Consider the following 22,444-nt stretch of genomic DNA (forward strand, 5'->3'; position numbering starts at 1 on the left):
TGCCTCCCGTAGGAGTCTGGGCCGTGTCTCAGTCCCAGTGTGGCCGATCACCCTCTCAGGTCGGCTACGCATCGTCGCCTTGGTGAGCCGTTACCTCACCAACTAGCTAATGCGCCGCGGGCCCATCTGTAAGTGACAGCAGAAACCGTCTTTCCCTTCCTCCTCATGCGAGGAGAAAATCTATCCGGTATTAGCCCCGGTTTCCCGGAGTTATCCCAGTCTTACAGGCAGGTTGCCCACGTGTTACTCACCCGTCCGCCGCTAACTTCTCAAAAGCAAGCTTTTAAGAAGTCCGCTCGACTTGCATGTATTAGGCACGCCGCCAGCGTTCGTCCTGAGCCAGGATCAAACTCTCCAAAAAGTTTTATAAGCGTCGAATCTCTTCGTCAGCTTTGCTCGCTCACGTCCTCATTTATCAATAATAAACTCCGGCGTTCGCTCACTTTGCTTCCTCGACCTTCTCGCTTCTAAAATTTTTTTCGCTTTAAAAGAGAGAAAATCCGATTCTCAACTTCATCCTTTTCGAGCTTGATTTGCTCATAAATTGTGTTGCTTAAAAGCAACTAGAATTAACGTTGACGTATTGTTTTGTTTAGTTTTCAAAGTGCAATTTTTAATACCCGTCGCCCATAAGCGACTCTATTATAATAACAATTTAAGTTTTTAATGTCAACAACTTTTTTATTATCGCTGTCGACTTTTCTTATTATATAGAGGTTTTATTAATAAATCAATACAAAAATTAATGTTAGAAAATTTTTATTTTAGAGGCTAGAAAGCAACGTTTTTTTACTCTCAAGCCTCTTACATTTAAATAAGAATTTCATCAATATAGATATCACATTGCTTTGCAAGATCAATAATTGTATTTGTATCAACCACTTTTACTAGCGGTCTAGTAGGATTATGACTGTCAATAAATATAATTTCTGCTAAATAACCATTTGAAAGTTTCACTTTGTTTCCTATTGTGAAATTAGCTAAACCTGAAGTTAAAGCCTTGAGTACTTTGACATCAAATTTTCCAAAATCATCACGCATGATCATTTCTAGAACTTTAAAAGGGGAGTGCTTTTTGCGATAAACCCGTTCAGATGTCATAGCATGATACACATCTGCTACTGCAATAATTTTAGAGAATAGGTGCAGATCTTTTCCATTCAATCCTTTAGGATAACCAGTTCCATTTATACGCTCATGATGTTGCAGGACGGCTAATTTTGCATAATCTTTTAAAAAAGGATTATTTTGAAGCATTCGATATCCAAAAATCGGATGTTTTTTTATTTCTTCAAAATCCTGATAAGTAAGGCTTGTTTTCTTTTTTAAAACAGTAGGAGAAATTTTAGACATCCCTACATCACTTAAACAGCCAGATAAGGTAAGTTGGACAATATCACCTTTATCCATATTAAGTTTTTTTCCAATAAAACCGGATAACAAACCAACTGAAACTGCATGGTGGTAGAAATAATCTTCTTTTGTTGAATAATGATGAAGAAGGAAAATCTCTTTTTGATTTTCAAGTGCTTTTTCTAACAAAGGAATTAAAAATTCACGGACTTTTGTAATATCAACTGGGCTTCCTGCTTCCCAGTTTGTAAAAAGTCTTTTATAAATCTGTACAGCGTTTAAATATTGAGATGTAAAAGAAGTAGACTGCTGCAGACCTTCTTGCTCATCATCAATTATTTCTTTTGGAACGTATGGTTTTCCATCGACCAATGTTTTTTCAACACTTACCTCTGTTATTAAAAACGCCCTTAATACTTCTAATAAATCGTTAGTGATTACAGTTTTTTTTAACATAATTGGTCGATTTGTCATGCTGGTAATATCTTGTGCAAGAATACAACCTTCGACTAAATAATGAGTTTTTACTTTCAAGCCGTTCACCCTTTTACAGCTTTTTTATATTAACAACCTATTTTTATAATACTTTATTTAATTGAGCAAAACTACCAAGAATTGTGAATTATTATTGGGAATTGAACACGGATAGAGCTCCAATTAATACATTTAAAAAAGACTCCTAAATGCCCCGATCCCTCTATTCATTGGAGGGGGCAGGACATAGGAGTCTTCTTTGTATATCTTATTGGACGATATTGTCTTCATTTTGTTCTGATTCTTCGCGTTCTACCTTCGCAACTGTTGAAACATATTCGTTTTCATTAGCTTCTAAGCGAATAAGCTTAACACCTTGTGTATTTCTTCCAGTTTGAGAAATATCACTTACAGCCATACGAATAATCACGCCTGATGCTGTTATAATCATTAAATCTTCGTCACCATTAACAGTTTTAACAGCTACAAGTGGACCGTTTTTCTCTGTTATGTTGCACGTTTTTATACCTTTTCCACCACGGCTTTGTACTCTATATTCTTTTTCATGCGTTCTTTTTCCGTACCCATTTCGTGTTACGATTAAGATTTCGGAGCCCTCTGTTACTAGCTCCATTCCGATAACCTCATCATCTTTACCTAATGTGATTCCTTTTACACCTGTTGCAGTTCGACCCATGGAACGTACATCGGTTTCAGGGAAACGGATTAACATACCATTTTTTGTTCCAATGACAATATGCTTAGTACCGTCCGTCAATTTAACAGAAATGAGCTCGTCCCCTTCTTTAAGACTAAGAGCAATCAATCCGTTGTTTCGGATATTAGCAAAAGATGAAAGCGGGGAACGTTTAGAAATTCCGTGCTTGGTTGTAAAGAATAAATACCAATCTTCCTTAAATTCTTGGACTGGGATGATGGCATTGACCCATTCCCCTTTTTCTACCTCAAGAAGGTTAATAATCGGTATCCCTTTAGCAGTCCTTCCGTATTCAGGAATCTCATATCCTTTTGCTCTGTATACCTTTCCTTTGTTTGTAAAGAATAAGAGAGTATCGTGAGTGGATGTCGTCAATAGATGCTCAACAAAATCATCTTCGTTCGTTCCCATACCCTGAATTCCTCGACCGCCTCGCTTTTGGCTTCTATATGTAGAAACCGGCTGACGTTTGATATATCCGTTATGGGTAAGGGTAATGACGATATTTTCCTGTGGAATTAAATCCTCATCTTCTATATTTTCTAAGCCGCTTAGGACGATTTCTGTTCTTCTTTCGTCGTTAAAGCGCTCTTTAATTTCTGTTAGCTCCTCGCGAATGATTTGGAGCACCTTTTCCTCATCTGCAAGAATTGCTTTAAGTTCAGCAATTAGTTTGACCAGGCTTTGGTACTCTTCTTCGATTTTTTCGCGTTCCAACCCTGTTAAACGCTGTAATCGCATATCTAAAATTGCTTGAGCTTGTTTTTCAGAAAGGGAGAATTTCGTCATTAGCCCTTCTTTTGCAATTTCAGTCGTTTGAGAGTTTCGGATTAACGAAATCACTTCATCGAGATGGTCGAGTGCTACTCTTAAACCTTCTAAAATATGCGCTCTAGCTTCAGCTTTTCGCAGCTCGAATTCCGTTCTGCGTCGGATTACAACCTTTTGATGGTCGAGATAGTGCTGTAAACACTGTTTTAAATTCAAAACTTTCGGTTGCCCATCAACAAGAGCCAATAGATTAATTCCAAAGCTTGTTTGAAGAGCTGTTTGCTTATACAAATTATTAAGAAGAACATTTGCATTCGCATCTTTTCGCACTTCAATAACAATACGCATACCGTTACGATCTGATTCATCCCGTAAGTCGGTAATGCCATCGATTTTCTTATCACGAACAAGCTCGGCAATCTTTTCTATCAACTTCGCTTTGTTTACTTGATACGGTAATTCTTTAACGATAATAACTTGTTTACCATTTGATTTTTCTTCAATTTCAACCTTCGCTCGAATGGTAACTGAGCCGCGCCCCGTTTGATATGCTTTTCGGATGCCGCTTCTTCCTAAAATGAGACCTGCTGTTGGAAAATCAGGGCCAGGAATATATTCCATTAATTCATCAATCGTGAGTTCAGGGTTCTTGCTAATGGCCAAAACGCCATCAATTACTTCGCCCAACTGATGTGGAGGAATATTGGTAGCCATCCCTACAGCAATACCAGAAGATCCGTTCACTAGAAGGTTCGGAAAGCGAGAGGGAAGAACAACCGGTTCTTTTTCTGATCCATCGTAGTTGTCCTGATAATCAATCGTGTCTTTATTAATATCTCGTAGAAGCTCCATTGAAATTTTGGACATACGAGCCTCTGTATAACGCATAGCTGCAGCTGCATCTCCGTCTACTGAACCGAAGTTGCCGTGCCCATCGACAAGCATATAGCGATAGTTAAAATCCTGAGCCATCCTTACCATCGTGTCGTAAACAGCAGCATCTCCATGAGGATGGTATTTCCCAATGACTTCTCCTACGATACGGGCTGATTTCTTATACGGCTTGTCTGATGTCATACCCAAATCATTCATCGCATATAAAATACGGCGGTGAACAGGCTTTAATCCGTCTCTAACATCAGGTAAAGCACGCGAAACAATAACACTCATTGCATAATCCAAGAAAGAAGAACGCATTTCCTGGCTAATATTGACTTCTTTAATATTTGACCTTTGATTTTCTGCCATGGAGACAACCTCCTTTATCGAAGCATCTGCTTCGTTGGTTTTTATACTAAGCTTTAGAAAGAACCAAATAATCTATTTCGGCACAAAAATACCTTTTACAACCAATAAAATTTTCCTTGTAATATGTAAAAGACAGGATAGAAATAATTTTGATCTATCCTGCAAATCTTTAAATGTCTAGATTTTTAACATAAAGAGCATTTTCTTCAATGAAATTACGACGTGGTTCAACCTTATCGCCCATTAGGATTTCAAATGTTTCATCTGCTTCAATTGCATCCTTCAAGCTAACTTGAAGCAGTGTTCTGGTATCAGGGTTCATGGTTGTTTCCCACAATTGCTCTGGGTTCATTTCTCCAAGACCTTTATAACGTTGAATACCAGGTTTTGGTTGACTAGGAAGCTCGCTCAGAATTTGCTCAAGCTGACGATCATTATAAGCATATTCAACTTTTTTGCCCTGACTAATTTTATATAAAGGCGGCTGTGCAATATAAATATATCCATGCTCAATTATTTTTCTCATATATCGATAAAAGAACGTTAATAATAATGTTCGAATATGAGCTCCATCGACATCGGCATCAGTCATAATCACAATTTTATGATAACGTGCTTTTGAAATATCGAAATCTTCTCCAATTCCCGTTCCTAAAGCGGTAATGATCGCACGTATTTCATTATTTGATAAAATTTTATCTAGACGGGCTTTTTCTACGTTAATAATTTTCCCGCGCAATGGTAAAATCGCCTGAAAATGACGGTCACGACCTTGTTTAGCCGAACCACCTGCTGAATCTCCTTCTACTACGTATAGTTCACTGATTGAAGGGTCTTTAGACGAACAGTCAGCCAGTTTTCCTGGAAGACTAGACACTTCAAGCGCACTTTTTCTTCTAGTCAGTTCACGTGCCTTCTTAGCTGCAAGACGAGCCCTAGCTGCCATTAATCCTTTTTCTACGATTTTTCTTGCCACAGATGGATTTTCTAACATAAACGATTCTAGCTTTTCAGCAAGAATCGAATCTGTGATGGCTCTTGCTTCTGAATTACCAAGCTTTGTTTTAGTCTGACCTTCGAATTGCGGTTCAGGATGTTTAACAGAGATGATAGCTGTTAATCCTTCCCTTACGTCATCACCTGTTAAATTTTGATCGTTTTCTTTGATCATTCCTTGCTTACGTGCATAATCGTTGATTACACGAGTTAAAGCCGTTTTAAAGCCGGACTCATGGGTCCCACCTTCATAAGTATGAATGTTATTGGCGAATGAATAGATGTTACTAGAATAACTGTCGTTATACTGAAGAGCAATTTCGACCGTAATCCCATCTTTTTCACCTTCGATATAGATGGGCTCTTCATGAAGCACTTCTTTTGTACGGTTTAAATGCTCAACGTAAGATATAATTCCGCCTTCGTAATAATATTCATTCTTTTTATTTTCAACTCGCTTATCCTCAATAGAAATTCTAATTCCGCGATTTAAAAAAGCCAATTCTCTTAATCGAGAGGCTAGCGTTTCGTAGTCATATTCCAAAGTCTCAGTAAAAATTTCACTATCCGGTTTAAAATGAATGGTTGTACCGGTCCGATCTGTTTCACCAATGATCTTTAAATCTTCAACAGGAACCCCACGATGGTATTTTTGATAATAAATCTTTCCATCTCGGTGTACAAATACTTCAAGTTCAGTAGAAAGTGCGTTAACAACAGAGGCTCCTACACCGTGTAAACCTCCAGAAACTTTGTATCCTCCGCCACCAAATTTACCGCCGGCATGAAGCACCGTCATAATAACTTCTACAGCCGGGCGACCCATTTTTTCATGAATACCTACAGGGATACCTCGACCATTATCAATAACGGTGATACTATTATCTTCTTCAATGATTACTTTGATTTCGTCACAAAAGCCAGCCAATGCCTCATCAATACTGTTATCTACAATTTCCCACACAAGATGATGCAACCCTTTATCACTAGTGGATCCAATATACATTCCAGGACGTTTACGAACTGCTTCAAGACCCTCTAGAACCTGAATCTGATTTTCATCATAGGATTGGGCTTGTACTTCTTTTTGTTCCATAGTCAATCTGTATCACCTACACTTTTCTATTAGACGTAATCAATCGCTCTTATTTTTTCTATGTCAAAAAACTCTCATCGAATTGGATATGTCTTTGTGATGAACGTTTTAACAAAGTGGTTGAAGCTAGCGGAGATAAAAATAATTCATTTTTCGTAATGATAATTGACTTCACTTGGCCTTTTGCCAAATTAACTGTACTGTCTTCCATGTTTTTAAAGAAATTCTTCATTGACGGTACTTCAGAAAGTATATGTTTATCTAATATTGCTATAATTTCTTCTGTTTTTATTAATAGATCTTCACCAATATGGAGATACATGATGGCACCTCATCACTTAACTTTTGACATTCTGCCATGAGTAACTTGAAAAGTGGAAGCTTCTTTTAAGGTTTGATGGTCGATTCCCTCCACGCTAGTTGTCGTAACAAAAGTTTGTACTTTCCCTTGAATCGTATTAAGAAGATGCGACTGTCTATAATCATCGAGTTCGGATAAAACATCATCCAAAAGTAAAATAGGATATTCTCCGATTTCTGCATGAATGAGCTCAATCTCTGCCAGCTTAACCGACAAAGCCGTCGTCCTTTGCTGACCTTGAGACCCATAGGTTTGTACATCACGATCATTCACAAAAAAAGCAAGGTCATCTCGATGAGGTCCTATTAAAGTGACTCCACGATCAATTTCTCTCTGCTTTATTTTAGCAAATTTTTCTTGAAATACTTCTACCATTTTCGACAAATCCATAGTATCTGATACATCAACGGAGGGATTGTACTTAATTTTTAGCGTTTCCAAATTCCGAGAAATGCCAGAATGGATAGGTTCAGCCCATTTTTGTAACAGCTTCAGAAACTGAAATCTTTTTTCAATAATTTTCACAGCGTATTGGATAAACTGTTCCGTAAGTACATCTAGCATCGCTAAATCTTGTTGTTTTTTTTGCTGAAGCATCTTCAGGAAATGGTTTCTTTGATTCAAAACCTTCTGATACTGTGCCATATCATGTAAGTAAACAGAAGAAACCTGTCCGATTTCCATATCAATAAAACGCCGTCTTACCTGTGGACTTCCTTTTACAAGATTAAGATCTTCAGGTGCAAACATGACGACGTTCATATTCCCTATATATTGGCTTAATCTTTGCTGCTCTATATGATTAAACCGTGCTTTTTTCCCTTTTTTTGATATGACAAGCTCTAAGGGAACCGTTGAGTTTCGTTTATGGACTCTACCTTCTATTTTAGCATACTCTTCATCCCAGCGAATAAGTTCTTTATCATTAGAGGTACGATGAGATTTAGCCATTGCTAAAACATAAATAGATTCCATGATATTGGTTTTACCTTGAGCATTTTCCCCCAAGATTACGTTAACTTTATTCTCAAAAGAAACATCTAGCTCATCATAATTTCTATAGTTTTTTACTTTAAGCGACTCAATGTACATATTACCGGTCCTTTTTAAACTCCTTTGATCAGAAAAGTACCAAACCCAGGAATTTCGATTCGATCTCCATCCTTAAGCTTTCTTCCTCTTCTCACATCAAGCTCGTCGTTTATAAATACTTCATGCTCACTGAGAAACCATTTTGCCATACCACCTGTTTGAATGACATCTGCAAGTTTCAAAAATTGTCCAAGCGTAATATATTCCGTTTCAATCGGAATTTTTTTCATAAAATTTCTCACTCTTTCATCAGTTTGATCTCTAATATTTTATTTTACTAAACTTTTGAGAAATAGACAAAAAAGCTGTTAGTCGTTTTATACTAACAGCCGATTTTAAATTAATAGGTTCTGACAGGCAGAATCAATTGAAGCATGGAATCATCATTTTGAGATTTGATTAAAAATGGGCGCATTGCACCTGTAAAACTGATTTGAATATCTGTTCCTTCAAGGGCACGAAGGGCATCCATCATAAATTTTGCATTAAAAGAAATTGTCAATTCTTCTCCTTCAATACTTTCTGCTTGTACTTCTTCTACAACCTTACCGATTTCAGGAGTATTCGAAGATATTTCTACAAAATTTGGTTCTATTGTAGATAGCTTAACGACATTATTTTTTCCTTCTCCAAGCAAAGAGGCACGAACAATAGCTTGTAAAAACTCTTTTGTATTAATTATTACATCTGTTTTGCTTTCATTCGGGATCAATCTTGAAGTGTCCGGATAGTTCCCTTCAAGAAGTCTTGAGAAAAATAATAAATGCTTCGCTTTAAACAATATTTGATTCTCTGTAATGACAATATCTACAGGATCTTGGGTTTCATCTAGAATTTTACTTAATTCATTTAAACTCTTCCCAGGAATTACTACATTATAACTTCCTTGGGAATCAGTTTTTACTTTAGCTTTTCTCATGGCTAATCGATGACTATCTGTTGCAGTACAGGTTAACTCTCCGTTCTCGATCTTCCAGTTGACACCTGTCAAGATAGGACGTGTTTCTGACGTGGACACTGCAAAGACTGTCTGGCGAATTAAAGCTTTTAATAAATCGGTAGGCAGTTTAATGATATTCTCTTCTTCAATTTGAGGAAGATGTGGGTATTCTTCTGGATCTAATCCATTCAAATTAAATTCCGCTTTTCCAGATTTAATAATAGTTTGAAATCCGTTTTCAACGGAAATTTCAACAGAATCCATAGGAAGCTTTTTAACAATTTCATTGAAAAATCTTGCCTGGAGCACAATGCTTCCTGTTCTCTTTATTTCAACTAATTCGTCTCCCTCTTCCTCTAGTGGAATAAAGGATTCAATTGAAATATCGGAATCACTTCCTGTTAGAATAACTCCTTCATTTGTTGCTGAAATTTTAATTCCTGTTAATATCGGAATCGTTGTTCTTGAAGCTACAGCTTTCATAACATCTTGGACACTTTGAACTAATCGATCTCGCTGAATAATAAATTTCATTTTTTCCTCCAACTAAGTCATATTTTTTAGGGATCATTTTATTAATTATTTATTAAAAAATTAGTAATAATAGTAATAGGGGTTGTTAACATGTGGATAACTATAAAAATATAAGGAAAAACAGTCTATCCACATGTGGACAGACTGTGTATAAACTATTAGATTTTACTAACATATTTCCACAACATTTATATTTTTAACCGATCGGTAATCTCTTTTAGCTGTTTTTGTAGCTGGGCATCAGTTTGTAGTAGTTTTGAAATTTTTTCATGAGCATGAATGACAGTTGTGTGATCTCGACCACCAAATTCATCCCCGATTTTTGGAAGAGAGAAATCTGTTAGCTCTCTTGATAGGTACATAGCAATCTGTCTAGGAAATGCTACAGATTTTGTTCGTTTTTTTGCTTTGAAATCATCTAATTTCACATTAAAGTGTTCTCCGACTGCTTTTTGGATATCTTGGATTGTAATCATCTTCGGCTTAGAGCTTGGGATGATATCTTTTAATGCTTCTGCGGCTAAATCAGCATTAATATCTTTATTAATTAAAGATGAATATGCGACAACTCGAATAAGGGCACCTTCAAGTTCCCGAATGTTAGAGTCAATTTGGTTCGCGATGTATAGCATAACTTCATTCGGAATATCTAGGCCTTCGGCTTTGGCTTTCTTACGAAGGATGGCAATCCTAGTTTCTAAATCAGGTGGTGTAATATCCGTTATTAGTCCCCATTCGAATCTAGAACGAAGTCGGTCTTCCAATGTTGGTATTTCTTTTGGAGGTCGATCACTTGAAATAACAATTTGCTTGCTTTCTTCATGCAAAGTATTAAATGTATGGAAAAATTCTTCTTGTGTTTGTTCTTTTCCCGCCAAAAACTGAATATCATCAATCAATAAAACATCTACATTTCGGTATTTATTGCGAAAATCTACCGCTTTATTGTCACGAATAGAATTAATAAATTCATTCGTAAATTTTTCAGAAGATAGGTACACAACTTTTGCAGAAGGATTATGTTCAAGTACATAATGACCGATCGCATGCATTAAATGCGTTTTCCCTAATCCTACTCCCCCGTAAATAAAGAGAGGATTATAAGCTTTGGCTGGAGCTTCTGCTACGGCTAATGAAGCGGCATGGGCAAAGCGATTACCTGAACCGATAACAAACGTGTCAAATGTATATTTTGGATTTAGCATATTTTGTGGTATATCAATAGGATCATCATCACGTTTTCTAGGTTTTTGAGCTGGAACAGGAATATCAAAATCCTCTTCCCCTTGATTTGGCGGAATAATAAATTTAACCATTAAATCCTCGCCTGTTACATCAAATAAAACACCTGAAATAAGATGTGCATATCTTTCTTCCAACCAATCACGTGCAAACTCATTTGGGGCGGTGATCGTTAAAGTGTCACCTTGCAAGGAATGAGCTTTTGTAGATTTGAGCCAAGTTTCATAGCTTGGTTTACTTATTTTTTTTTGAATTTCAGTGAGAGCCTGGCTCCATAATGCAGCAATGTTTTCCAAATTGTTCCCTCCTTTGCAAGGAAAACAGTATTTTAAGGTTGCTTGTACAAGTTTTGTACAAAGTAATTTCGGGAATAAAATTGAAGAGATTAATTTTTATACATACATATGAATGCGGAAATATATAATAAGGAAACAAACCAATTTTCGACAATATCCACTACTTGTGGACAAAAAAATATACACACGCTGAATAAACTGTCCACAAGTTATTCACAATTTGTGGATAAGTAGAAATTGTGGATAAAGTTATCCAGAGTGAAAACATGATTATAATATCAAATAATTTAAAGGGTTGCAATGATTATTATTGGTTATCCACAGTAGTATTCAGACGTGGAAAATAATTTTCCACAGGCACTTAATTTGTTGAAAAACTGTCAATTAGTGTTGTGGATATGAAAAAAATGTCGAAATTATTATCCACAAAATACTTTTTAGCTAAAAAAATTTTTTTGTATAAAAGCAGAAATTATCCTCAGTAAGGATCCAAAATTGTATTGGAAGTTGCTGATCTGAAATAGTATGGCATTCTTCAGAGAAAATAGGTTTAAAGTAGAAGGGCCTGGTTTTACCATTAAATAGTGTTGACAATTTTTATCTAGCATCTATATAATTAATAAGACTGTCTTTGATTGATATTCCTCAGGGAGGTGTCATATAATGAAAAGAACTTATCAACCAAATAAGCGCAAGCGCAGTAAAGTTCACGGTTTCCGTGCGCGTATGAGCACAAAAAACGGACGCAAAGTGTTAGCTGCACGTCGTCGCAAGGGCAGAAAAGTATTATCTGCATAGGCCACTGATCAGTCTCAGTGGTCTTTTTTCGATATCTCAAGCGAGCTCTAGCTGATTTGTAGGTGTAAAGAATGAAAAAAAAGTTAAGGATTAAAAAAAATAGTGAATTTCAGCATGTTTTTCAAAAAGGGGAATCGTTTGCGAATCGACAATTTGTCATATATGTTTTAGAAAAACCGGAACAGGATTTTTTTAGAATTGGATTGTCTGTCAGTAAAAAAATTGGAAACGCTGTAGTAAGGAACCAAATTAAACGATACATAAGACAATCTTTTCTTGAATTAAAGGATGAGATATCTACTGGGAAGGATTATGTGATCATAGCGAGAAAGCCTGCTAGTGAAATGGATTTTTTTCAAGTAAAAAGCAGTCTTGTCCACGTATTAAAGAGGGCTAAAGTTTTAAGAAGGTTTCCTGGTGAAAAAAACTGAAAAAACTGACAGTATAATATATCAAAAAATGTTACAATACAGATCAGATTGGTAGCATAGTTAGGAGGAAAAAACGTTTGAAGAAACGAATATTACTCATACTTGGAGTTGTTTCAATCATGCTCCTGTTGTCTGGATGTACTGAAGTGAATCAGCCGATTACATCTGAGAGTGAAGGATTTTGGAATAGGTATATCGTTTATCCGCTATCCTTATTAATTACTACGGTGTCTGAAGCACTTGGAGGAAGTTATGGGTTAGGAATCATTGTTGTAACAATTCTTATTCGCTTACTTATCTTACCTCTTATGATCAAACAGACTAAAAGCGCAAAGGCAATGCAAGCGTTGCAGCCGGAATTACAAAAGCTTCGTGAAAAATACAGCTCTAAAGATGCTCAAACCCAGCAAAAGCTTCAGCAAGAAACAATGGCATTATTTCAAAAGCATGGAGTCAATCCATTAGCGGGTTGTTTTCCAATATTGGTCCAAATGCCAATCTTGATTGGTTTCTATCATGCAATTATGCGGACGCAAGAAATAGCTAAACACAACTTTCTTTGGTTTGATCTTGGAGAAAAGGACCCGTTCTTTATTCTTCCAATCATCGCAGGTATTACAACGTTTATTCAGCAAAAAATGATGATGGCTGGACAAGAAGCAAATCCTCAAATGGCCATGATGCTTTGGATTATGCCAATCATGATTGTTGTATTTGCCATTAACTTCCCATCAGCGTTATCTCTGTATTGGGTAGTGGGTAACTTATTTATGATTGCCCAAACATACTTTATTAAAGGACCGGATCTTAAAGCACAAGCTGCCGGCAATTCGGGAGGAGCCAAAAAGTGAAACAAGTAACTGCTACAGGACAAACCGTCGAAGAAGCAGTAGAATCCGCTTTAGCTCAACTGAACACAACAAAGGATAAAGTAGAAATTGACATCATTGATGAAGGTAAAAAAGGCTTTTTAGGAATCTTTGGTTCAAGAGAAGCGATCGTAAAAGTTACGCTTCAGCCTGATCCAATAGAGGAAGCAACAAACTTTTTGAAAAACGTCAGTGAAAAAATGGGAGTAAATGCAGATATCAAAATCGTTAGAGACGGAAAACTTGTTACGTTTCATCTGTCTGGAGAAAAAATCGCCCTTCTCATTGGTAAAAGGGGACAAACTCTCAATTCTCTTCAATACTTGACACAGCTGGTGGCCAATCGTTATTCAAAACAGTATTTGACGATTATGTTGGATGCAGAAGATTATCGTCAAAGAAGAAATGAGACACTTGTTCAATTGGCAGACCGCATGGCCCAAAAAGTTTTGAAAACTAAAAAAGAAGTTGCTTTAGAGCCTATGCCTTCCTATGAGCGTAAAGTAATTCATACAGCTTTAATGAAATACGATAATCTTAAAACGTATTCTTCTGGTACAGAACCATATAGACATATTGTAATATCAGTTAAATAAGAAGAATCCTCGACATCAGTCGGGGATTTTAGGTTGGAGACAAAGTATATTTCTCGCACATTCAGACTGATTGAAAACGCTTGTCAGTCGAGGAACGAACCCGTGCGAGGAGCGGAGTTACCCTAAATGGTAATGAGCACCGGAAGAGGGTTCGTGACGAAGAATGCGAGCGTTTGTCAACAGTCTGGAATCCTCGACATCAGTCGGGGATTTTTTTTGATTGTTACATTCAAAAATTTTTTGAATGATATGATGTAATCTTGATTTCTAAAAATGAGTGCATAATCTGTGTGAAGATTCTATGTACTGAAAGATTGTTATTCACATGTGGATAAGTTAAAATGAACGATACAAATGTTTTTAATGTGGATAAGTCCGCGTTTTTTATCCCGCATTAACGGGCAGTAAGACCCCCACTTTAAGATTTAAAGGGATCCTGAAGTCTAAGGTGGGGGACAACTGCTCGTAAAAGCCCGAACATAAGGATCACAGACTAAAAACGCCACATCGTGTGGCAACGTCTGTGTGACCCACATCCTGTGGGCCTCAACTAACCATCAGTGGGGGATAAAGAAAACCCCAACTGATGGAAGTTTCACTTTATCATTTTTCTTTTTTTAGAGATATGTCTGTGATATTGTAGTGATTTAGGGGATTAACGAGCATAATCTTTTTGAAATAGGTACCCATTATTTCGTCTAAACTTTGTTTATTATAGAAAGCCTAATAATGAAAAGAGGTGACAGTATGGAATTTGATACAATTGCTGCTATTTCCACGCCGATGGGAGAGGGAGCGATTGCGATTGTAAGATTGAGCGGAGATGAGGCCATTCGTATTGCCGATCGATTATATAAAGGACCTGGTGGGAAAAAATTAACGGATGTGAAGTCCCATACGATTCATTATGGCCATTTAATTGACCCTAAAACAGAAGAAGTTATTGAGGAAGTCATGATAAGTGTCATGAAGGGACCTAAAACTTTTACACGAGAAGATGTCGTCGAAATTAACTGTCACGGCGGGTTAGTATCTGTAAATCGTGTTCTTCAAGCTGTCCTCGAACAAGGAGCTCGTTTAGCAGAACCAGGAGAATTTACTAAACGAGCATTTTTGAATGGAAGAATTGATTTGTCTCAAGCAGAAGCGGTCATGGATTTAATTCGAGCAAAAACAGATCGAGCAATGAATGTGGCTTTGAAACAAATGGAAGGAAGACTTTCCAAATTAATTCGAAAGCTACGACAAGAAATTTTGGAAACTCTTGCACATGTTGAAGTGAATATAGATTACCCAGAATACGACGATGTAGAGGAAATGACACACCGTTTATTTTTGGAAAAAGCTGAGTATGTGAAAAAAGAGTTAGAAAAGCTTTTACAAACCTCTCAGCAAGGGAAGATTTTAAGAGAAGGGCTTTCTACTGTGATTATTGGACGACCAAATGTCGGAAAATCCTCTTTATTAAATAGCCTTGTTCATGAAAATAAAGCAATTGTAACAGATATACCAGGAACAACCCGTGATGTGATTGAAGAATATGTAAACGTTCGCGGTGTCCCTTTACGATTACTTGATACAGCGGGAATACGTGAAACAGAAGATATTGTTGAAAGAATCGGTGTAGAGCGTTCGAGAGCGGTATTAAAAGAAGCGGATTTAATTCTTTTAGTCCTAAACTATTCAGAGGATTTAACACCTGAAGATGAAAACCTCTTCAAAGCAGTTCAGGGAATGGATGTTATTGTGATCGTCAATAAAACAGATTTGCCGCAAAAAATCAATATGAATCGTGTAAAAGAATTAGCGGGAAATTATCCAATTATCACTACTTCTCTTTTAGAGGATAGGGGAGTAGATGAACTAGAGGAAGCTATCTCAGCCTTATTCTTTAAAGGAACGCTAGAAGCAGGTGATTTAACGTATTTATCAAACACACGTCATATTGCATTAATTCAACAATCATTAGGAGCTATTGAGGATGCAATAGCGGCCATTAAAGCAGGAACACCGATTGACCTAGTGCAAATTGATTTTACGAGGGCATGGGAGCTATTAGGAGAAATTATCGGTGATAGCGTTCATGAAAGCCTAATTGATCAACTATTTTCTCAGTTTTGTTTGGGTAAATAGGATGGTTTACGTTTTCTATAAAAGGAGGAAAAATTATGTCTTATGAAGCAGGAAGCTATGATGTCATAGTGGTCGGTGCAGGACATGCAGGTTGTGAAGCAGGATTAGCAGCTGCACGTTTAGGTGCAAAAACGCTAATGCTTACCATTAATTTGGATATGGTTGCCTTTATGCCTTGTAATCCATCTGTCGGCGGTCCTGCAAAAGGAATCGTAGTACGTGAAATTGATGCTCTGGGTGGTGAAATGGGTAAAAATATCGACAAGACTCACATTCAGATGCGCATGCTGAATACAGGAAAAGGTCCTGCAGTACGAGCACTTCGAGCCCAAGCAGATAAATTTTTATATCAACAAGAAATGAAAAAGACAATCGAAAACGAACCGAACTTAACTTTAATGCAAGGGATGGTCGAAAGATTAATTGTTGAGGACGGTGAATGTAAAGGAGTTATTACTCAAACAGGTGCTCATTATAGGGCAAAGACTGTTGTAATTACAACAGGTACTTTCCTTCGTGGTGAGATTATTATCGGGGAATTAAAATATTCTTCCGGTCCGAACAACCAACAGCCGTCCATTAAACTTTCGGAGCATTTAGAAGAACTAGGTTTTGATTTGGTTCGCTTCAAAACAGGAACACCTCCTCGAGTGAACAGTCATACAATCGATTATAGCAAAACTGAAATTCAGCCAGGTGACGAAGTCCCTCGTGCTTTTTCATTCGAAACAACGAAGTTTATCACTGATCAGCTTCCATGCTGGTTAACATATACAAGTGAAACAACACATCAAATTATTGATGAAAATCTTCATCGTTCACCAATGTATTCCGGTATGATCAAAGGGACTGGACCTCGCTATTGTCCATCCATTGAAGATAAGGTCGTACGCTTTAACGATAAGCCGCGTCATCAAATATTCCTTGAGCCGGAAGGAAGAAACACGCAGGAGGTATATGTACAGGGATTATCAACGAGCTTGCCTGAGGACGTTCAAAGACGAATTTTAACAAGTATCCCTGGTCTAGAAAAAGCTCAAATGATGCGTGCAGGGTATGCTATTGAATATGATGCGATCGTTCCAACACAGCTATGGCCAACTTTAGAAACGAAAAAAGTGAAGAATTTATATACTGCTGGTCAAATTAACGGGACATCCGGTTATGAAGAAGCGGCAGGTCAAGGATTGATGGCAGGTATTAATGCCGGACTAAAAGCTTTAGGAAAAGAAGAGTTAATTTTGAGCCGTTCTGATGCTTATATTGGCGTACTCATTGATGATCTAGTGACTAAAGGAACAAACGAACCTTACCGATTGCTTACTTCTCGAGCAGAATACCGTTTGCTTCTTCGTCATGACAATGCAGACTTACGCCTAACTGAAATAGGCTATAAGATTGGGTTAATTAAAGAAGAACGCTATAAAGCATTCCAAGCCAAAAAACAAGCGATTGATGAAGAAATAAAAAGGCTCAAGTCCATTATTATCAAGCCTAGCGAAGAGGTACAAAATCTTATTAAAAGCGTTGGGGGAAGTGAGCTAAAAGATGGCATCCGTGCTTCCGATCTTTTAAAAAGACCTGAAATGAATTATTCACATATCGAACAACTTGCACCTAGCTCTGAAGAACTCCATGAAGATGTCAAAGAACAAGTGGAAATACAAATTAAATATGAGGGATATATCGAAAAATCCCTTCAGCAGGTTGAAAGACTTAAGAAAATGGAAGATAAAAAGATTCCGGAAAATATTGATTACGATGCGATTACAGGTCTTGCTTCTGAGGCACGCCAAAAGCTTAAACAAGTACGGCCTCTTTCAGTTGCACAAGCTTCCCGTATATCTGGAGTAAATCCTGCAGATGTGTCCATCTTATTAGTTTATTTAGAACAAGGAAGAATAGCTCGAATTCAGTCATAAATTAAATGAGGTAATAACATGAATGTTGAACAATTCCAGCAGCTGCTTAACGAGAAAGGGATTTCCCTTTCTCGTAATCAGCTTGAACAGTTTGAACTATATTTTCAAACGCTTGTAGAATGGAACGAAAAAATGAATCTAACCGCTATTACAGAAAAAGACGAAGTTTATTTAAAACACTTTTTTGATTCGATCAGTGCTGCTTTTTACTTTGATTTTTCAAAACCATTAAAAATTTGTGATGTAGGAGCAGGTGCAGGGTTTCCAAGCATACCATTAAAAATATGCTTTCCTCATCTTTCTGTCTCTATTGTCGATTCTTTAAACAAAAGAATTTCTTTTTTAGAGCATTTGGCAAAGATTCTTAAGCTAGAAAATGTTCATTTTTATCATGACCGCGCTGAAACGTTTGGACAAAATATTAAACATAGAGAAAATTATGATGTTGTTACAGCAAGAGCTGTTGCTAGGATGTCAGTACTCTCTGAGCTCTGTCTTCCCTTAGTAAAACCAGGTGGATTTTTTATTGCGATGAAGGCCGCTAATGCAAAAGATGAACTTACAGCTGGAAAAAAAGCCATTTCTACTTTGGGTGGAAAACTCGAAAAAATAGATTCCTTTCTTCTCCCTTATGAAGAAAGTGAACGAAATATTATTACAATCAAGAAAATCAAATCTACTCCAAAAAAATATCCAAGAAAGCCTGGTACACCGAATAAAATCCCTATAGAATAATAAGGGTGTATGTTTCACGTGAAACTAAGGATCCTTTGCAAGTTTTTGTATGATTTTGTCGCTAATTTTTAGAAGGATATTGTCGTTTATATAGAGAATATGTATGGCGGGAGTTTCTTAAAGGTGGTGTAGGGATATGAAGCATCCTTTTTCGCGTTTTTTCGGGATTGGCGAAAAAGAAGTCCAGATTATAGAAATGGATAAGCCAGAAAGCAACGAGGAAATCAAGAAAATTCCCATTTCTGATATTGTGCCAAACCGCTATCAGCCTAGAACGGTATTTAATGAGGAGAAAATAGCTGAGTTAGCACAAACTATTCATACCCACGGAATTATTCAGCCAATTGTTGTCCGTGAATATGAGTCTGGAAAATATGAAATCATTGCAGGAGAGCGACGTTTTAGGGCATTGCAACGATTAGGTTGGGAAACAGCTCCTGTCATTGTGAAAAATTTTAATGATACAGAAACCGCTTCTGTGGCGTTAATTGAAAATTTACAAAGAGAGGAATTATCGCCTATCGAAGAAGCGATCGCTTATGGAAAATTACTAGAGCTCCATTCATTGACACAGGAAGCATTAGCTCAAAGATTAGGAATTGGTCAATCGACAGTTGCCAATAAGCTCAGATTGCTTAAGCTTCCACAAGAGGTTCAAGATGCTCTTTTAGCGAAAAAGATAACAGAGCGACATGCCCGTTCATTGATCCCTCTAAAGGATCCTGAAAAACAGGTAAAGCTATTAAATGAGATTATTGAGAAAAGCTTGAATGTAAAGCAAACGGAAGAACGAGTTATGAAAATGCTCAATTCTCCTGAAAAGAAAGCAAAGCCAAAAAGAAAAGCCTTTAGTAAGGATTTGAGGATTGCCGTTAACACAATCCGACAGTCATTGTCGATGGTAACAGATAACGGTATTAATCTTGATTCAGAAGAAGAAGAGTTTGAAGACTATTATCAGTTCACAATTAAAATCCCAAAGAAAAAATCTTAACATGCCTACACTCGGGGACGATTCAAAGTCATGGTGATTTCTCTCGTTTTTTAGGAAATCGCTGTTACTTTTGAGGCGTCCCTTTAAAAATATCAGAAATCGCTACTTTATTAACACCTCTTTTTCCTCTAAGTCTAATCTCCTCTCTGAAGGAAAAATATTCTTTTGAAATTTTTTGTATTTCTGAAAGTTTTTTATAAAAAAAATCAATCGATCTATTTTCATGCTAAAATAGATATTGCCTGTCATATCGTTAGAAAAAAGTACATGTCTTTAGGTAGTATGAAAAAGCTTTCTATTATTCATCACATATATAACTACAAATAAATAAAAATGCGATATAATTTTTGTGAAAGGAAAAAGGTAGGTGACATCATGGGTAAGATTATTTCCATTGCCAATCAAAAAGGGGGAGTTGGTAAGACAACAACTTCTGTCAACCTTAGTGCTTGTTTGGCTTACATAGGAAAGAAAGTATTAATGGTAGATATAGATCCACAAGGTAATGCTACGAGCGGTATAGGAATTGAAAAAGCCGATGTGGACCAATGCATATATGATGTTCTTGTAGATGATGTAGGAGTATCTTCAGTAATAAAACCTGCAAAAGTAGAAAATTTATATGTTGTGCCTGCTACGATTCAATTAGCAGGAGCAGAAATTGAACTTGTACCTACAATTTCCCGTGAAGTTAGACTGAAAAGAGCTCTAGAAGAAATTAAGGATCAATTTGATTATATTATTATTGATTGTCCTCCTTCTTTAGGTTTGTTAACAATTAATGCACTTACTGCTTCAGATGCTGTTTTAATCCCTGTTCAATGTGAATATTACGCTCTTGAAGGATTAAGCCAATTGCTTAATACAGTGCGTTTAGTTCAAAAGCATTTAAATCAAGATTTGAAAATAGAAGGGGTTCTTCTCACAATGCTGGATGCAAGAACCAATCTAGGCATTCAAGTGATTGAAGAGGTAAAAAAATACTTCCAAGATAAAGTATATAAAACGATTATTCCTAGAAATATTCGCTTAAGTGAAGCTCCTAGCCATGGAGAGCCAATTATTATTTATGATCCAAAGTCAAGAGGAGCAGAAGTATACTTAGATCTTGCAAAGGAAGTGGTTTCGAATGGCTAAAGGATTAGGAAAAGGAATCAATGCTTTATTTTCAACCCTTGAAGCTAGTAAAGAAGATACTGTGCAAGAAGTTAGTATTAAGGAGCTAAGACCGAATCCTTATCAACCAAGGAAGATTTTTAATCAGGAGTCTCTTGATGAATTAAAACAATCGATTTTACAGCACGGTATTTTGCAGCCTATTATTGCTAAAAAATGTCTTAAAGGATACGAAATTGTTGTTGGAGAAAGACGTTTCCGTGCAGCAAAAGAAGCGGGATTAAAAAAGGTACCAATCGTTGTAAGAGAACTTACAGATCAGCAAATGATGGAACTTGCTGTTTTAGAAAATTTACAACGTGAAGACCTTAATCCAATTGAAGAAGCTATTGCCTATCAATCCTTATTAGAAAAATTATCGCTTACACAAGAACAGCTTGCTAAACGTCTTGGAAAAAGCCGCCCACATATTACCAATCATATTCGCTTGCTTTCTCTTCCAAAGGATATTCAAGAAGCAATCTCTCAAGGGAAGATTTCTATGGGACATGGGAGAGCCTTGCTTGGGTTAAAGAAAAAATCTCAGTTAAAGCCGCTTGTAGAAAAGGTTATAAAAGAAGAATTGAATGTTCGGCAACTCGAACTATTGATCCAACAGTTAAACTCAAATGTTTCACGTGAAACAAAGAAAAAAACTGTCAAAAAAGACTTGTTTATAGAGGAACGAGAAAATATTTTGAGGGAACGATTCGGAACGAATGTCACCATTACTCAATCTAAGAAAAAAGGAAAAATCGAAATTGAATTTTTCTCACAGGAAGATTTAGAAAGAATACTAGAATTATTGGAAAAATAATTATTTTAATTAAACACACAACCATAGGGTGGTGTGTTTTTTTAATAAAAGAATGTTTATTATTTTAAAGTAATAAAGGATAATATAGGTAGAAATACAAACGAATAAGGGGAAAAAGAGATAAAATGGTACTTTTAGGGACAATTGTAAATGGATTGTGTATTATTATGGGGACGTTAATTGGTAAGGTGTTCCATAAAATTCCACAAAGAATGAAAGAAACTGTTATGAGTGGTATCGGACTAGCCGTAATTGTTCTGGGACTTCAAATGAGTTTTAAAAGCCAGCAGTTTTTAATTGTTATTTTAAGTTTAGTATTGGGAGCAGTGATTGGAGAATGGATTGATTTGGATTGTAAATTAAATCAAATGGGAAATTGGTTAGAGAATAAGCTCGGAGCGAAAGAAGGAAATTCCATTTCTCAAGGTTTTGTGACGGCTACTCTTATTTTTGTCATTGGAGCAATGGCCATTATCGGAGCTTTGGATAGTGGAATTCGCAGAGATCATGATGTGCTTTATACAAAATCAATCATTGATGGTTTTACTTCAATTATTTTGACAACTACCTTAGGGATAGGCGTTATTTTTTCAGCTGTACCAGTTATGCTTTATGAAGGGTCTATTGCTCTTTTTGCAACCCAAATCGATCGATGGGTACCAAAAGAGTTAATGGATTCCTTTATACTTGAAATGACATCAGCAGGTGGTGTGATGATTTTTGCAATTGGATTAAATTTGGTTGGATTGACTAAAATCAGGGTCGCAAATCTATTGCCAAGTATTTTGGTAACAGCGCTTTTGGTTGCTTGCTTTTATTATTTTAATATACAATTATAATGGAAAAGAAGGGGCTATGATATAGGTCCTTCTT

At 36.6% G+C, this 22,444-nt stretch carries 19 protein-coding genes and 1 rRNA gene; 11 read left to right on the plus strand and 9 right to left on the minus strand.

Translation table 11 applies throughout. The features are described 5' to 3' along the window. The 9 genes from GD441_RS13120 to dnaA all read right to left on the minus strand — a co-directional run. A 16S ribosomal RNA gene (locus GD441_RS13120) occupies nt 1-361 on the minus strand; the annotation flags it as partial. Nucleotides 362-810: 449 nt separating this feature from the next. Further along, on the minus strand, nt 811-1,896 hold the full coding sequence (locus GD441_RS13125; protein WP_338091712.1) for an HD-GYP domain-containing protein: 1,086 nt from the start codon (nt 1,894-1,896) through the stop codon (nt 811-813). A 199-nt stretch (nt 1,897-2,095) separates the two neighbouring features. Then, nucleotides 2,096-4,564 carry a DNA gyrase subunit A gene (gyrA, locus tag GD441_RS13130; RefSeq protein ID WP_153126890.1) on the minus strand — a complete coding sequence of 823 codons (2,469 nt, stop codon included), beginning with the start codon at nt 4,562-4,564 and terminating at the stop codon, nt 2,096-2,098. Between the two features lie 169 nt (nt 4,565-4,733). Next, nucleotides 4,734-6,656 carry a DNA topoisomerase (ATP-hydrolyzing) subunit B gene (gene gyrB / locus GD441_RS13135; protein ID WP_153126927.1) on the minus strand — a complete coding sequence of 641 codons (1,923 nt, stop codon included), beginning with the start codon at nt 6,654-6,656 and terminating at the stop codon, nt 4,734-4,736. Nucleotides 6,657-6,714: 58 nt separating this feature from the next. Then, the gene (remB, locus tag GD441_RS13140; protein WP_153126891.1) at nt 6,715-6,978 is read right to left on the minus strand and encodes an extracellular matrix regulator RemB; all 264 of its coding nucleotides are present in this window, start codon (nt 6,976-6,978) and stop codon (nt 6,715-6,717) included. A gap of 12 nt (nt 6,979-6,990) precedes the next feature. Continuing rightward, nucleotides 6,991-8,109, minus strand: a complete 1,119-nt coding sequence (recF, locus tag GD441_RS13145) for a DNA replication/repair protein RecF (protein WP_153126892.1) — start codon at nt 8,107-8,109, stop codon at nt 6,991-6,993. 14 nt (nt 8,110-8,123) lie between these two features. Beyond that, nucleotides 8,124-8,339, minus strand: a complete 216-nt coding sequence (gene yaaA, locus GD441_RS13150) for a S4 domain-containing protein YaaA (protein ID WP_153126893.1) — start codon at nt 8,337-8,339, stop codon at nt 8,124-8,126. A 110-nt stretch (nt 8,340-8,449) separates the two neighbouring features. Continuing rightward, nucleotides 8,450-9,583 carry a DNA polymerase III subunit beta gene (gene dnaN, locus GD441_RS13155; protein WP_153126894.1) on the minus strand — a complete coding sequence of 378 codons (1,134 nt, stop codon included), beginning with the start codon at nt 9,581-9,583 and terminating at the stop codon, nt 8,450-8,452. Between the two features lie 188 nt (nt 9,584-9,771). Continuing rightward, nucleotides 9,772-11,121, minus strand: coding sequence for a chromosomal replication initiator protein DnaA (gene dnaA, locus GD441_RS13160; protein WP_153126895.1), 1,350 nt, complete (start codon nt 11,119-11,121; stop codon nt 9,772-9,774). 663 nt (nt 11,122-11,784) lie between these two features. On the opposite strand from dnaA, the gene rpmH reads away from it, so the two are divergent. The 11 genes from rpmH to GD441_RS13215 all read left to right on the plus strand — a co-directional run bounded on the left by rpmH (nt 11,785) and on the right by GD441_RS13215 (nt 22,410). Beyond that, nucleotides 11,785-11,919: a 50S ribosomal protein L34 gene (gene rpmH / locus GD441_RS13165; protein WP_108672280.1), complete on the plus strand. Its 135-nt coding sequence runs from the start codon at nt 11,785-11,787 to the stop codon at nt 11,917-11,919. Nucleotides 11,920-11,990: 71 nt separating this feature from the next. After that, nucleotides 11,991-12,350 (plus strand): ribonuclease P protein component, encoded by a 360-nt coding sequence (gene rnpA, locus GD441_RS13170; RefSeq protein ID WP_153126896.1) that lies wholly within the window; start codon nt 11,991-11,993, stop codon nt 12,348-12,350. Nucleotides 12,351-12,427: 77 nt separating this feature from the next. Then, a complete protein-coding gene (gene spoIIIJ, locus GD441_RS13175) occupies nt 12,428-13,201 on the plus strand; it encodes a YidC family membrane integrase SpoIIIJ (protein ID WP_153126897.1) in 774 nt (257 codons plus the stop codon). Beyond that, nucleotides 13,198-13,815: an RNA-binding cell elongation regulator Jag/EloR gene (gene jag, locus GD441_RS13180; protein ID WP_153126898.1), complete on the plus strand. Its 618-nt coding sequence runs from the start codon at nt 13,198-13,200 to the stop codon at nt 13,813-13,815. Before spoIIIJ ends, jag begins: the two co-directional genes overlap by 4 nt. 747 nt (nt 13,816-14,562) lie before the next feature. Then, nucleotides 14,563-15,948 (plus strand): tRNA uridine-5-carboxymethylaminomethyl(34) synthesis GTPase MnmE, encoded by a 1,386-nt coding sequence (mnmE, locus tag GD441_RS13185; RefSeq protein ID WP_153126899.1) that lies wholly within the window; start codon nt 14,563-14,565, stop codon nt 15,946-15,948. Nucleotides 15,949-15,983: 35 nt separating this feature from the next. Continuing rightward, the gene (gene mnmG, locus GD441_RS13190) at nt 15,984-17,870 is read left to right on the plus strand and encodes a tRNA uridine-5-carboxymethylaminomethyl(34) synthesis enzyme MnmG (protein WP_153126900.1); all 1,887 of its coding nucleotides are present in this window, start codon (nt 15,984-15,986) and stop codon (nt 17,868-17,870) included. 18 nt (nt 17,871-17,888) lie between these two features. Continuing rightward, the gene (rsmG, locus tag GD441_RS13195) at nt 17,889-18,605 is read left to right on the plus strand and encodes a 16S rRNA (guanine(527)-N(7))-methyltransferase RsmG (protein WP_153126901.1); all 717 of its coding nucleotides are present in this window, start codon (nt 17,889-17,891) and stop codon (nt 18,603-18,605) included. Nucleotides 18,606-18,741: 136 nt separating this feature from the next. Beyond that, nucleotides 18,742-19,599 (plus strand): nucleoid occlusion protein, encoded by an 858-nt coding sequence (gene noc / locus GD441_RS13200; protein WP_153126902.1) that lies wholly within the window; start codon nt 18,742-18,744, stop codon nt 19,597-19,599. A gap of 375 nt (nt 19,600-19,974) precedes the next feature. Further along, complete coding sequence (locus tag GD441_RS13205) at nt 19,975-20,736, plus strand: ParA family protein (RefSeq protein ID WP_153126903.1); 762 nt, start codon at nt 19,975-19,977, stop codon at nt 20,734-20,736. Next, nucleotides 20,729-21,571, plus strand: a complete 843-nt coding sequence (locus GD441_RS13210) for a ParB/RepB/Spo0J family partition protein (RefSeq protein ID WP_153126904.1) — start codon at nt 20,729-20,731, stop codon at nt 21,569-21,571. Before GD441_RS13205 ends, GD441_RS13210 begins: the two co-directional genes overlap by 8 nt. Nucleotides 21,572-21,696: 125 nt before the next feature. Continuing rightward, the gene (locus tag GD441_RS13215) at nt 21,697-22,410 is read left to right on the plus strand and encodes a DUF554 domain-containing protein (protein WP_153126905.1); all 714 of its coding nucleotides are present in this window, start codon (nt 21,697-21,699) and stop codon (nt 22,408-22,410) included. The last annotated feature ends 34 nt before the right edge of the window (nt 22,411-22,444 follow it).

The sequence above is a fragment of the Peribacillus tepidiphilus genome (assembly GCF_009466385.1).
In the GTDB taxonomy this organism is placed as follows: Bacteria; Bacillota; Bacilli; order Bacillales; family DSM-1321; genus Bacillus_BN; species Bacillus_BN tepidiphilus.